Below are 13323 nucleotides of genomic sequence, written 5' to 3' on the forward strand. Positions count from 1 at the left end.
CAACACAGCCCTCAAGCGTCGCCCTTGATCTCCTGATAACGCTTTTCCAACTCCTGACGAATCTGCCGACGCTGCTGGGCCTGCATGAAACGGCGTTTGTCCTCACTGTTCTGTGGTTGCAGTGGCGGGACAGCCGTCGGTTTACGGTCGTCATCCACCGCGACCATGGTGAAGAAACAACTATTGGTGTGGCGCACCGAGCGCTCACGGATGTTTTCGGTCACCACCTTGATGCCCACCTCCATTGAAGTGTTGCCGGTGTAGTTGACCGAAGCCAGAAAGGTCACCAGTTCGCCGACATGAATCGGCTCACGGAAAATCACCTGATCCACGGACAGTGTCACCACATAGCGGCCGGCATAACGGCTGGCGCAGGCATAGGCGACTTCGTCGAGGTACTTGAGCAGGGTACCGCCATGAACATTGCCAGAGAAGTTGGCCATGTCGGGGGTCATCAGTACTGTCATCGACAGCTGGGCGTTTCCGGGTTCCATAGCGCTCTCACGGTTCAAGGCAGGATTTGAGGGGCGCACCTCTGCGGGTGCCTTGTCAGCTTTTTCAAACCAACAGTTATCGGGACGCCGGGCGGCTGGCTGCCGTCACGCCGGGATCGATCTGTTTCCATATATTGCACCGGCTTTTCGCCGGAAGTCGCGGTGTTAACCTCCAAAAGTCCACCTTTGGAGGAGGGCATCCTCGGTATCGGCATCATTGCCTTGCTGTCGAGCATCGCGGTCGGCGGTACAGTCAGCTCCGGTGAAGTCTTTTTCACGGTCGGCAAGCTTTCGCTGTTCATGATCGTCGCACTGGTCATCGGCATCCTGTTGGTGCCGCGTTTGTTGGCCGACGTAGCGAAGTTCGATAGCAACGAAATGCTGCTGATCACCGTACTGGGACTGTGTTTCGGCTTCTGCCTGCTGGTCGTCAAACTCGCACGCAGCGAGTGCGTCGGGTGATCGCCGAGGTGATTCCGATCCTCTCGCTGCTGGTGATTTTCCTGCTGCTGGCAGCCTTGTCGGCGAGTATTTTGCCGACCAACAAGTTGCTGATGCTGATCGCCGTGGTCGCGGCCGCCGTAGCGGCGCTACTCTGGCGCTGGTTCATCCGCGTCCACACGCGCATGTAGGTGGCCCTGCTGGAAACCCTGGACAATCACAACGAATCGTCAGGCCACTGATATCTCTGTAGCAGCTGGCGCAGCCTGCGTTCGGCTGCGCAGCAGTCGCAATTCAGGCGATGAGGTTATTCAGGTTAACCGAGTGTCAGGATTTACGACTGCTTCGCAGCCGAACGCAGGCTGCGCCAGCTGCTATAAGCTACAGGCTACAAGTCGAGTCCGATCAGCTTTCCAGCCAGACATCCCGCGCCCAGTGCCATACCGATTCCCAGGTTTCTTCGGCAATCAGCTCTTCTTCGGCCTGCCACAGCACCACGGTGCCGTCTTCTTCGACCAGATAGTAGTCATCACCGTCCTGGCAGATCGGAATCATGCTGCGATCCACGCCGGCATCCCAGGCATTGGCGGCAACGTCCGGCAGGTAGGTGTGGGATTGCGGGTCGGTGACGGTCACCGGCTCCAGGCTGCCGTAGACCACGTCGCTGACGGTCAGCAAAAATTCTCTGAAGACAAACGGAATGTCGATGAACAGCTGTTCTTCGATTTCCACGATCTGATCTTCGTCGGGCAACTCCAAGGGGACCGGTACCGGTTCGTTGGCTTCACGTAGTTGTTCGATGATTTCTTCCACGTCCGGGATCCTCTTGCTTGATGGCGCGGTTTATATGGGGCGGTTTATACAGTAGCTCGCTATAGATGCAACCGCGAAATAGAAAACCCCAGCCTGGGCTGGGGTTTTCATTACAGCATGCTAACGCAGGAGGGATCAGCCGTTCTGGCGGATACCGGCGACCAGCCAAGGCTGGTTTTCGCCCTGTGGACGTTCCATGTTCCAGCTCTCGCTGAACACTTCGCCCTGGTCGAAACGCGAGGTCTTGGACACACCGCTGAAGGTCAGGGTGGCGATGGTCTTGTCGGCGCGATCATCCACACCGTCCAGTTGAACATTGAGGTTATCAATGTACGTGGACTGGAACCCGTCGCCCAGGTCGGCACGTTCGCGCTTGAGGAACTCCAGCATCTGTGGGGTCACGAACTCCGCGATTTTGTCCATTTCGTTGGCGTCCCAGTGTTGTTGCAAGGACTGGAAATGGTTGCGGGCCGCTTCGATGAAGTTCTTTTCATTGAACCAGGCCGGAGCATTGATCACCGGACGAGCGGCAACAGGTGCTGCCGAGCCGCCAAAGATCGAACCGTCGGCAGGCTTTTGCTCGAACACTTCACGTTGCATCGGCGCGTGGCCAGCCGGAGCCATGTGCTCCTGTTGCTTGCGACGACGCGCAGCGATGAAGCGGAAGATCAGGAAAGCGATGACCGCCATGATCAGGATGTCGAAGATCTGCATGCCCTGGAAGCCGCCGCCCATGAACATGGAGGCCAACAGGCCGCCGGCAGCGATACCGGCCAGAGGGCCGAGCCAGCGCGAGGCACCGCCGGCCTTGGCAGCAACGCCAGCTGCGCCGGCAGCACCAGCGGTCGCCGCAGCGCCGCCCATGCCTGAAGAAGAAGGAGCCATTTGGCTGGTCTGGTGGGTCGGCGCGGCGCCGACACTTTTGCCGCCACCAAAGCGCTTGGCGTTGGCGTCGAGGCTCATCGTCAGGCCGATGCACAACGCCATGGCGATGCTAAGAAAACGTTTCATAAAGGGAATTCCCATTTGTGGATGGCACGCGCGCCATGTTGCACAGCTGAAGTGTTACTGGCTAGCGGCAGAGTGTTTCGGGCTTTTGCCTGACAGGTTGTGTTCAGCTTAAATCAGCGCAATAAGGCCTGTTACGTTGCTCTGTAGGACAAGTAGATAGGTTGTGTCGGACGGTTACCTAGCGTCGCAACGCCAGCATCACGACCCCGGCCGTAATCAGACCGATTCCGCCCCATTGGCGCAGGTCGAGCCTCTCGTCCAGCAGGATCACGCCCAGTACCGCCACAAATACCACGCTGAGCTTGTCGACCGGGGCAACAAGAGAGGCCGGGCCGAGTTTCAGGGCCCGGAAATAGCAAATCCACGACGCTCCGGTGCCCAGTCCGGACAGCAGCAGGAACAAGTAGCTCTTGGCGGAGATAGATCCTAATGACTGATATTGGCCCGTCGCGTACAAAATCAAGGCCAGGCTGATCAAAACCACAATGGTGCGCAGCAGGGTGGCGAAATCGGAATTGACGTTTTCGATGCCGATTTTGGCAAAGATAGCGGTCAGGGCCGCAAACGCCGCCGACAACAGGGCCCAGAATGTCCAGGAAGAAAAGAAGCCCGAGCCCATCATTTGCGCCTATTCAGATCAGCTTGTTTCGCAGGGTTAAACAAAAAGCCCTGTGGGAGCGAGCCTGCTTGCGAAAGCCGCACCGCGGATTATCGAATACTCCGAGGCGCTTTCATTCGCGAGCAGGCTCGTTCCCACAGAATATCTATTCGATAGCCTTTAGATCGCTTCCAGTTTCGCGTAGCCGAGCATCAGCCACTTGCTGCCTTCACTGAAGTTGACCTGGACCCGAGCCTGAGCCCCGGCGCCTTCGAAGTTCAGGATCACGCCATCGCCGAACACTGAATGCCGAACGGTCTGGCCGAGACTGAAACCGGTGTCTGGAATCTCGCTGCCGCCGAACAGGCTGCTGGAACTCTGTTGCTGACCGCCACCAAACGGACGGCTGACGCTGTTGGACAGTCGCACTTCCTGGATCAGACCTTTCGGCACCTCACGTACGAAACGCGACACCTTGTTGTAAGTCTCACTGCCATACAGGCGTCGGGTCTCAGCATAAGTCATCACCAGATTCTGCATGGCCCGGGTGATGCCGACATAGGCGAGGCGACGCTCTTCCTCAAGCCGGCCCGGTTCCTCCAGGCTCATCTTGTGCGGGAACAGGCCTTCTTCCATGCCCACCAGGAACACGTAAGGGAATTCCAGCCCTTTGGCGCTGTGCAGGGTCATCAACTGAATGCTGTCTTCGTGCTCGTCAGCCTGGGTATCCCCAGCTTCCAGGGACGCATGACCGAGGAACGCCGCCAATGGCGTCAGGTCTTCGTCTTCCTCAGCGTTTTCGAAGTTGCGCGCGGCGCTGACCAGCTCCTCAAGGTTTTCTACGCGGGCCTGGCCTTTTTCGCCTTTTTCCGCTTCGTGGTAGGCGATCAACCCCGACTGTTCGATAACGGTCTGGGTCATCAGATGCAGTGGCATTTCCATGCACTTGGCGGCAAGGTTTTCGATTAGCTCGATAAACGCCCCGAGCGCCCCGGCAGCGCGCCCGGTCAGGCCTTTATTGACGACCAACAGGCGCATGGCTTCCCACATCGATACATCGCTGTGGCGCGCATGGTCGCGAATCGCTTCGACGGTTTTCTCGCCAATGCCGCGGGCCGGCACGTTGATCACCCGCTCCAGTGCTGCATCGTTGCCTCGGCCTTCCAGCAAGCGCAGGTAAGCCATGGCGTTCTTGATTTCTGCCCGTTCGAAGAAGCGCTGACCGCCATAGATACGGTAAGGAATGCGCTCGCGCAGCAAGGCTTCTTCCAAAACGCGCGATTGGGCGTTGGAGCGGTAGAGAATCGCGATATCACTGCGAGCCAGACCGGTTTTAAGCGCGCTTTCGATGGTTTCGACAACATAACGAGCTTCATCGTGCTCGTTGAATGCGGCGTACAGGTTGATCGCTTCGCCTTCGCCGCCGTCGGTCCATAGCTCTTTGCCCATACGCCCGGTGTTATTGGCAATCAGGGCGTTGGCTGCTTTGAGAATCCCGGCGGTAGAGCGGTAGTTCTGCTCCAGACGAATGGTTTCAGCGTCCGGGAAGTCGTCGGAGTACTGATAAATATTCTCGATTTTCGCGCCGCGCCAGCCGTAGATCGACTGATCATCGTCGCCCACTACCATCAGGCTGTCGCCGCCCTTGGCCAACAGGCGCAACCAGGCGTACTGCACGGCGTTGGTGTCCTGGAACTCGTCCACCAAAATGTGCCGGAAGCGCTTCTGATAATGCGCCAACAACCCCGGGTGGTCGCGCCACAGGTCGAGGGCGCGCAGCAGCAGTTCGGAGAAGTCGATGACGCCGGCGCGCAGGCACGCGGCCTCATAGGCCTCATAAATGTTGCGCATGGTGGCCAGGAACAAATCGCCGCTGGCCTGGATGTGTTTCGGACGCAGGCCTTCGTCCTTCTGTCCATTGATGAACCACTGAGCCTGACGGGCCGGCCAGCGTTGCTCGTCCAGGCCCAGCTCGCGGATGACCCGCTTGACCAGTCGTTGCTGGTCGTCGCTGTCGAGAATCTGGAACGTCTGGCTCAGGCCGGCTTCGTGCCAGTGCGCCCGCAGCAAGCGGTGCGCCAGGCCGTGGAAGGTACCGACCCACATGCCGGCCGGGTTGATACCCATCAGCTGCTCGATGCGATGTCGCATCTCGGCAGCGGCCTTATTGGTGAACGTCACCGACAGGATTGAGTGAGGCGAGGCGTTTTCGACCTGGATCAACCAGGCGATACGGTGCACCAGCACTCGGGTTTTACCGGAACCAGCACCGGCCAGGACCAACTGACGACCCACGGAGGCGGCTACGGCCTGGCGTTGGGCATCGTTGAGGGAATTCAGCAGAAGGGAGAGATCATCGCGCATCGGGGCATTCTAGGGGGCTGCGCCACACCGGGCAAACTCCGCATTGATTTAGCCGATGAAAGTTACTTGGAGGACGACCGGTCAGTCATTCGCTGGAAGCATTGGCGGGGCTCGCCTGACGGCTTTTACGCTGACGGGCGCTGTGGATACTTTCGTCTACATTATGACCTGCAGCTGTTTGGTCCGGGCACTTGCTTGTGTATGCTCCGTCGACGTTTCGGGCTCATGCTCATCATTATAAGAACAAGAACACTGCCTATGACCCTCAGCTCTGACCTGTCGGGCCCCATTGTGGAGCCCCGGGTTATCCGCAAACAATACGCCATGGAAATGGCGGTTGAGCGCACGCGCCTGCTTTACCAGGGTTCGTTGCTGCCCACGCTCTTCATGTTGATTAATGGTCTGGTTTGCGCCGGTTTGCTCTGGAGCCCACAGCGCTACTTCCTGGTCAGTGTCTGGCTGGTGTGGTTGTTGTCGCTGGTGGCGTTGCGGGTGATTCAGGTCGCGGCCTTCGATTCGGCGATTCCCAATCGCCAGGCGCATCCGGTCTGGCGTCGCATGTTTTTACTGGGCTCGGCCATGACCGGCCTGACCCTGGCCGGCGCCGGCATCGCGCTGGTCCCTGCCGACGATTTCATACAGCAAGCCTGGGTGTTCGGCCTGATTGGCGCGGCTGCGCTGTCGGCCAGTGTTGCTTATGCGGTCAGCCTGCCGGCATTCCTGTCCTTTACCTTGCCCTGTCTGTTGCCGGCTATCGGCTATCTGTTTTGGGGCGGTGACGAGCAGGGGCAGGGTTGGGGCTGGTTTGGGCTGATTTTGCTGGGCGCCTTGAGCGTGGTCGCCTGGCAGGTCAATCGATTGATCGATCGCGAGCTGCTGCGGCGCTTCCAGAATCAGGCTTTGATCGAGCATTTGCAGGAGGCTCAAAGCCGCGGTGCCCAGCTAAATAATGCATTGGCCAAGGAAATCGACCAGCGCCGTCGTGCTGAAGACGAACTGCGGGAAATTCAGACCGGGCTGGAAAGCCGCGTCGCCCAGCGCAGCCTGGAGCTGGACGTTGCCAACCAGGCCTTGAGCAAAAGTGAAGCACGTCTGGCGTTGGCGTTGAAGGCCAGTGAGCTGGGGCTGTGGGACTGGAACCTGCAAACCGACGAAGTCCATCACACACAACTTCAAGAGCTGTTCGGCCTGGAGCCGGACCATGTGACGGCGATGCTGCGCCATCTCAAACCGCGCCTGCACCCTGATGATCTGCCGTCACTTAAACGCGCATTGGTCGAGCATTTGAAGGGCCGTAGCGAGGACTACCAAATCGAATACCGTGTGCGCCATGGCGACGGTCACTGGGTCTGGATCGAGGACCGCGGGCGAGCCGTCGAGCGAAGCGAGTCCGGCCGGGTGACCCGCATGGTCGGCACCCGTCGCGACATTAGCGTCAGCAAAGGTCTGGAAGAGCAGCGGCAACTGGCGGCGACGGTGTTCGAAGCGGCCAGTGAAGGTATCGTGATTCTCGACCCGAATTACGTACTGATCGCCATCAATCAGGCGTTCAGCCAAGTCACCGGCTATGACATCGATGACATGCTTGGGCGCAATGTTGTCGAGCTGCCGTGCAGTCGCGACGCTCGTCGGCACTTCGGGGCCATTCATCAGGCCTTGGGACAGCACGGCAGCTGGCAGGGCGAGCTGGTGGAAACCCGCAAGAATGGCGAGTTGTATCCGCAATGGCTGCACCTGAGTGCGGTGCGCGATGCTCGGGGAAATGTAAGCCATATCGTCGGCTTCTTTGCCGATCTGTCGGCTCGGCGCGAATCCGAAGAGCGTATGCGTTACCTGACCCATTACGACGAGTTGACGGGCCTGGCCAATCGTTCGTTGTTCCGCGAACGATTAAGCGAAGCTCATCAACGGGTGCGTCAGGGCAGCCACCGCAATCTTGCGTTGCTGCACATCAATCTGGATCGTTTCAAGCTGCTCAACGACAGCCTGGGCCATGAAATTGCTGACCAACTCCTGCAGAAAATGGCTCGACGGCTGGTCAACGCGTTGCCTGAGGCGGACACCATCGCACGGTTGTCCGCAGACGAGTTCGCCGTGCTGTTCAACGCCTACGGCAACCTCTCGAGCCTGGCACGGGTGGCGACACGCTTGTCGACCAAGTTGCGTTTACCGGTGGTCATCGACGGCCATGAGCTGGTGGTCAGCGCCTCAATGGGCATCAGCCTGTTACCGGACAACGCCCGGGAAATTTCCGCGTTGGTCAGCCAGTCGAATATGGCCATGCAGCATGCCAAGCACTTGGGCGGCAATAATTTCCAGTTCTACACCGACAGCCTGCAAGCCAGCACACTTGAGCGGTTGCAGCTGGAAAATCAGCTGCGCAAAGCCATAGAAGAGAAGCAGCTAAAGGTGTTCTACCAGCCGAAACTATGTCTCGCCACAGGCAAATTGAACGCCGCGGAGGCGCTGGTGCGTTGGGATCATCCGACCATGGGTCGCGTGCCGCCGGGGGATTTCATCGGCCTGGCCGAGGAAACCGGGCTGATCGGTCCGATCGGCGAGTTCGTCCTGCGCCAGGCCTGCTGGCAAGCCTGTGAGTGGCAGCGTCAGGGGCTTGAGCCGATTCGGATGTCGGTCAATCTGTCGGTGTATCAATTGCGTCACGGCAAACTGGTCAGTCTGGTGCGCCAAGTGCTGGAGGAAACAGGTCTTGCTCCGCACTATCTGGAACTGGAACTCACCGAAAGCCAGTTGTTGGACAGTGTCGAGCACATCATCGCGACCTTCCAGCAATTGCGCGATCTGGGGGTGAAACTGGCGATCGATGATTTCGGTACCGGCTATTCGTCCCTGAGCTACCTCAAGCGCATCCCGGTGGATTACGTGAAGATCGACCAGGCATTTATCCGCGGTCTGGGGGAAAGCAGCGAGGATACAGCGATCACCCGGGCGATTATTGCCATGGCGCATGGGCTGTCGCTCAAAGTGGTGGCTGAAGGGGTAGAGCGGCCGGAGCAGCTTGAGTTTTTGAAAGCCGAGCGCTGCGATGAAGTACAGGGCTATTTGATCAGCCGCCCGATAGAAGCGGGTGGGTTGGCGGGCCTTCTGCGAGCGCAATCGGCCCCCTGAAAGTGCGTCGCACAATAACGCCTTCCTGCCACGTAAAGTGAGGGGAAGGCGTTTGTAGGCGCTTAGTTTGTAATCAGAACATCATCGATGTGGTGAATTTGTTCACCTTTATAGAAGATGCTCACGCCTGAAACATTGGAATTGCCCAGTGCTTTATATTCGACAACTTTGTCTGTTTCAACTTGCAACGAAACTTCGTTGGAGTTTTCGAGAAGCAACTCCAGTCGCAGGTCAAAGGATTTATCCTGAATGTCTGTCATTACCAGTTTAGGGGTAATGCCTGTGTGTGCAACGGTTACGGTGCCGAAGGCGCGGAAAGAAGCTGCGCCAGGCATGCGGTCGATTTGTGCGGTCCAGCTTTTGGTTTTAATGCTCATAGTGTGTAACTCCTGTAATTAAGTTTGATTGCGTCCTGCACGATCAATATATCTAACTTGGCTAAGGTGTGGGTAAAAAAATAGCGCGAACTTGTAAGGCGATATTATTTTATTGCATATCTATGAGAATCTTGATATCCACCATCTTACATAAGCCTCGAGGTGTTCATTTGACCATGATATGTACTGCCGCCCTTGATAGGTTGTTAGATGTTTCACGCTTATCGATTCCGATTTTACTTCTGGATATAGCTTGAATATAGCGTCTGGAGTATTTGGGAGGTAGGAAATGGAAGATAGCCGTCCATTGATGAAGCTAAATTGAGCGATTCCCATATTCGAATCACCATCTACTTTAAAGTTGGTTATTTCAAACGTTTGTAGATGGAACTGTCCCCTAAGTAATCCGCCACGCGCCTTTGTATTCTCGAGTAAAACAGGGTTGTAACCACTCGCCTGAAGAGTCATCCGCACTTGATCAACAAGGCTGCAGCTATTTATATCATTTACTAGCGGCGGCGAGGCGTCTTTGCAAACACGTTCAATATCCACCGGGCTGTGATATTTGAACATGATGGCGGTAAAAATTATAAACATCGTAACGACCAATGCTGATATTGATATTTTCGATATCTTTATTTTGATATTAATAGTATGCGCCTTCAGAACTTGTCTCGGTTAGTACACCTAGCGACACTGCCACTATTGTAGGTTGTGACTGGAACTGCATTGACAGTGGTTGATGCAAAAACATTTTCTCCAATGATGCTGTCAATGCTCGACTCCGGATACAGCCAGATCACTAGTTCAATATGTTCCTGGTTCGCAAGTTCAGAAAACAATTGCATCCGTTTTACGAAGTTACTTTCTTAAATGTAAATCATCTTTATTTTCCGATGCCCCATTTTTCAAGAAGAGTCATGCAGTACCCCCAATTTTCAGACGGGTTGTTGCTCTTGGATGTAAAACTACTTTTCTTCACATGACCTAGATAATTTTTCCTCTATTTCTGCCATATCCGCTTTCCCGTATGCGCTCCCTTGGCGAACCCACCCAAATCTGTCTATGTATATTTCTGCGCCGGACGTCAAAACAACAGCTCTTACGTTCTTAGGGTTATAGGCTTGCACTTCGGTTGTTGGGAAGTTCTCGGGGGCTAGTGAGATTGCTACAGACTTAGGTATTGAACCCTTTTCAAACGCTCGCGCCTCAATTGTTAATTCTGACTCCGGCGCATAAAGCTCGGCATCAAAAGGAATCCAGTACGAGTTGATACAATTTTCTCGGGCAACCGTGGGCAGACTAAAAGCCAAGGTAAAAACTGCCATTAATATTTTTTCCATTTTTAGATCCCTCACGGTTTATATTCATAGCTAGTTCTTTCGGGGAGGCCGAGCTCCCTTCTGACATGGTTTTCGTTGGCACTAATATTGTTCATTTCATTGGTGCCATCGTCCCATATTTTAGTCGCGGCGTGTCCGACCTCATGCGCCATAATTGTGGTCGTATCTGCGGGCCGATCACCTTGTGTGGTGTTTGTCATAGGGCTAAAATTTGGGTCAATTCGAATTGCCCTGTTTTTACCATCATACCAAGCAGAACCATTGGCACCATATGTTGTAATTAAGTAATAATTTGGAGACTCCTCCAGTTTTCTACAAATCTCCTCGCCGTGCTTCGTCCCTCTCATTTTGTCGTAAGCTTTTTCTAGTCCTCCAATTCCAAGCGAGTCATCGAACCCTACAGCCAACCCATACGGGTCGATGAAATTGATGGGATTTCCATACACATACCCATAAGTATTCAACCCACCTCGCAACCCAATCGGATCACTCTGCACATACCGGCCTGTATTCGGGTCGTAATCCCTGAAGTAGTTATAATGTAGTTCAGTCTCAACATCATAGTACTGACCAGGGAAGCGGAGGTTGAGATTCAAGGAACCACTGGCCTTCCCAACACCAAAGGCATCGGATTTCCACTCCCACACCATGTCCCGAGCCGCATTTGTTGCGATGCTCGGTGTATTGAGGTGGTCGCTGTGGAGATAAAACAGGTCGCTGCGAGCAAGTGCACCTGTCGTATCGTAATTAACGTTCACGCCGCCCAACGGCATTCCGTCGAGCCAGAAATAAAACTGACTTGTAAGCTTCATTCCGTGGCTGTCAAACTGCGTTTCACCCAGTAATTCTCCGCCAAGTCCATAGAGAAATGTGGTAACACCCTGTGGAGTGATTTTCTGGGTGCGTTGACCTAGAGCGTTATAGCGAAACTGAGCCAGCACCACTCCGTCAATCTTGACTGTGCTAAGTCGTTTTTGCTCGTCGTATGAAAATTCGCGATTGGCTTTATTTTTGATGAGATTACCAGCCACATCGGTGCTGACCAGACGGCCATCTATTTCGATCAAACGATTATTGTTGTCGCCATACTGGTAGGTTGTGACAGCACTGTCTTGACCTTTTTCACTAGCCAGTGGAGTGAGTGTTTTGCTGTTACGGTTACCTACCGCATCATAAGTAAAGGTTTGCTGGTAGCTGACATTTGCTTCTTCTGTCAGGCGATCAAGCGCGTCATAGCTGTAGTTAAGATCACCGAGAGAGCTGCTCTGAATTTTGGTGATGTTTCCGATGGAGTCGTATGCGTAGGTGTTGCTCCATCCAGCGACGGTTTGTCCCGTTAGCCTATAGTCCAGATCGTAGGTACGCTGAAGCGTAGTCCCATTGCCCCACGCCAGGCTTTTGAGCGGACCGAAAGGGAAATATGAAATCTCGCTCGCGAAGTTGATTGGTTTCTCTGTGTCACGGAGAATTTGCACTCGAGTGACCTGTCCTGCGGAGTCGCGCAAGTAAATGACGCTGAAGGCCGCCGGATAGTCGATTCGGCTGAGTCGATTTGCGCCATCGTATCCATAACCCAATTTTTCCAGTTGTGTTGCTGAATTCGAGAGTGGTGTATGCAATTGGGCTGAGAGATTACCTTGAGCGTCGTAGATGTAATTCAGCACGCCGTTGATATCTTCCACAGAAGTCAATCGACCGATACCTATGTTGCCTGCGACAGTTGAGTCGTAGTGGAGCCGGGTGTCCAGTTCCGGGTTTGCCGGATAGTGGCGGGCAGCTAAACGATTAAGGGCATCATAGGTGAAGGACGTGACTACGCCGCGTGCGTCCGTCTGTTGTGTGTTATTGCCAGCGACGTCATATTTATAGGTGCTGGTACCGCTGTCAGGGCTATCCAACATCGTCAGGTTGCCTAGTCCATCGTACTGATATCTAGTTTTAACGCCCCGAGGATCAACAATTTGAGTGAGGTTATCCTGAGTGTCGTATTCAAACTGGGTGATACCGTTCAGTGGGTCGGTGTTTTTCACCAATCGGTCGAGTGAGTCATAGGTTCCGGTATGACTGTAATTGAGGGGATTGGTAAGGATGGTCGGATTATCATTCGGGTCGTATTGCGTGCGACTGGTTTGGCCAGAAGCCCCCACAGAGTTTAATAAGCGACCGAGTTCGTCATATACATTTCGATGTTGCTTGGTCAGATTACCTACATTGTCACTAAACCGTATAGCGGTACGGTTACTCATTGGGTCGAGATCAAATTCGACCTTTTCCCCAAGGCTATTATTGATTCGAATGAGCCTTCTGGCGTCGTCCCAAGTGTAAGTTAACCAGCCACTGTCGCCGCGAATCAGTTTGGTAATGTCACCGACAGCATTGTATTCAAAACGAGTGATGCTATTGGCAGTACTCACTGACGTTACCCAGCCTTGTGGCGAGTAGGTCAAGGCGGTGGTGATTCCATTGGGATCGATAACTGTTTGTGGGTCGCCCATAAAGTTAAAATTCGAACGTTCCGTGATATGTCCGAGTGCGTTGACAACGTGTGTCAAACGTCCTTTCGTATCGTATTTGAAGCGGGTGATGTCATTTACATCTGTCCGGGGTCCATCTGATGACTCAAGCAGGCCTTCCGTGTTGTAGGTGAAAGACCAACCTCGCTCTTCAGCTTTAAAAAACAGGGCGGTGATAATGGTGCCGCCCAGAGCGAACGCTAGCAGTCCTACCCTAAATATAAGTGTGCTCATGATCAG

General features: G+C 54.7%; 10 protein-coding genes and 1 pseudogene. 3 read left to right on the top strand and 8 right to left on the bottom strand.

Annotated features, from left to right (window positions below; genetic code table 11):
- Nucleotides 1-11: 11 nt before the first annotated feature.
- Nucleotides 12-494: an acyl-CoA thioesterase gene (locus tag ACM6IR_RS23240; RefSeq protein ID WP_414909862.1), complete on the bottom strand. Its 483-nt coding sequence runs from the start codon at nt 492-494 to the stop codon at nt 12-14.
- Between the two features lie 192 nt (nt 495-686).
- Between ACM6IR_RS23240 and ACM6IR_RS23245 the strand changes: the two are divergent.
- Nucleotides 687-953 (top strand): annotated as a pseudogene (locus ACM6IR_RS23245) (cation/H(+) antiporter); the annotation flags it as partial.
- Complete coding sequence (locus ACM6IR_RS23250) at nt 953-1126, top strand: hypothetical protein (protein WP_414909863.1); 174 nt, start codon at nt 953-955, stop codon at nt 1124-1126. The pseudogene ACM6IR_RS23245 and the gene ACM6IR_RS23250, both read left to right, overlap by 1 nt.
- Before the next feature lie 214 nt (nt 1127-1340).
- Here ACM6IR_RS23250 and ACM6IR_RS23255 read toward each other — a convergent pair whose 3' ends face one another.
- The 4 genes from ACM6IR_RS23255 to uvrD form a co-directional block, all read right to left on the bottom strand.
- Nucleotides 1341-1748, bottom strand: a complete 408-nt coding sequence (locus ACM6IR_RS23255; protein WP_007943369.1) for an SMI1/KNR4 family protein — start codon at nt 1746-1748, stop codon at nt 1341-1343.
- A 135-nt stretch (nt 1749-1883) separates the two neighbouring features.
- On the bottom strand, nt 1884-2759 hold the full coding sequence (locus tag ACM6IR_RS23260) for a Tim44 domain-containing protein (RefSeq protein ID WP_414909864.1): 876 nt from the start codon (nt 2757-2759) through the stop codon (nt 1884-1886).
- A 178-nt stretch (nt 2760-2937) separates the two neighbouring features.
- Nucleotides 2938-3378, bottom strand: a complete 441-nt coding sequence (locus ACM6IR_RS23265) for an EamA family transporter (protein ID WP_414909865.1) — start codon at nt 3376-3378, stop codon at nt 2938-2940.
- Between the two features lie 159 nt (nt 3379-3537).
- Nucleotides 3538-5721, bottom strand: coding sequence for a DNA helicase II (uvrD, locus tag ACM6IR_RS23270; RefSeq protein WP_414909866.1), 2184 nt, complete (start codon nt 5719-5721; stop codon nt 3538-3540).
- A 258-nt stretch (nt 5722-5979) separates the two neighbouring features.
- On the opposite strand from uvrD, the gene ACM6IR_RS23275 reads away from it, so the two are divergent.
- Complete coding sequence (locus ACM6IR_RS23275; protein WP_414909867.1) at nt 5980-8850, top strand: EAL domain-containing protein; 2871 nt, start codon at nt 5980-5982, stop codon at nt 8848-8850.
- A 62-nt stretch (nt 8851-8912) separates the two neighbouring features.
- Here the strand turns inward: ACM6IR_RS23275 and ACM6IR_RS23280 are convergent, their stop codons facing one another.
- From ACM6IR_RS23280 to ACM6IR_RS23290, 3 genes are all read right to left on the bottom strand, one after another.
- Nucleotides 8913-9227 carry a hypothetical protein gene (locus ACM6IR_RS23280; RefSeq protein WP_414909868.1) on the bottom strand — a complete coding sequence of 105 codons (315 nt, stop codon included), beginning with the start codon at nt 9225-9227 and terminating at the stop codon, nt 8913-8915.
- A 968-nt stretch (nt 9228-10195) separates the two neighbouring features.
- A complete protein-coding gene (locus ACM6IR_RS23285; protein ID WP_414909869.1) occupies nt 10196-10570 on the bottom strand; it encodes a hypothetical protein in 375 nt (124 codons plus the stop codon).
- Between the two features lie 11 nt (nt 10571-10581).
- Nucleotides 10582-13317, bottom strand: coding sequence for an RHS repeat-associated core domain-containing protein (locus tag ACM6IR_RS23290; RefSeq protein ID WP_414909870.1), 2736 nt, complete (start codon nt 13315-13317; stop codon nt 10582-10584).
- Nucleotides 13318-13323: the final 6 nt, after the last annotated feature.

Source organism: Pseudomonas sp. IT-P253, from assembly GCF_949768125.1.
Lineage (GTDB): Bacteria > Pseudomonadota > Gammaproteobacteria > Pseudomonadales > Pseudomonadaceae > Aquipseudomonas.

Coding starts and splice junctions, on each gene's coding strand:
- uvrD (WP_414909866.1), bottom strand. CDS start 5,721: ATGCGCGATGATCTCTCCCTTCTGCTGAATTCCCTCAACGATGCCCAA.
- ACM6IR_RS23275 (WP_414909867.1), top strand. CDS start 5,980: ATGACCCTCAGCTCTGACCTGTCGGGCCCCATTGTGGAGCCCCGGGTT.
- ACM6IR_RS23280 (WP_414909868.1), bottom strand. CDS start 9,227: ATGAGCATTAAAACCAAAAGCTGGACCGCACAAATCGACCGCATGCCT.
- ACM6IR_RS23240 (WP_414909862.1), bottom strand. CDS start 494: ATGGAACCCGGAAACGCCCAGCTGTCGATGACAGTACTGATGACCCCC.
- ACM6IR_RS23285 (WP_414909869.1), bottom strand. CDS start 10,570: ATGGAAAAAATATTAATGGCAGTTTTTACCTTGGCTTTTAGTCTGCCC.
- ACM6IR_RS23290 (WP_414909870.1), bottom strand. CDS start 13,317: ATGAGCACACTTATATTTAGGGTAGGACTGCTAGCGTTCGCTCTGGGC.
- ACM6IR_RS23265 (WP_414909865.1), bottom strand. CDS start 3,378: ATGGGCTCGGGCTTCTTTTCTTCCTGGACATTCTGGGCCCTGTTGTCG.
- ACM6IR_RS23260 (WP_414909864.1), bottom strand. CDS start 2,759: ATGAAACGTTTTCTTAGCATCGCCATGGCGTTGTGCATCGGCCTGACG.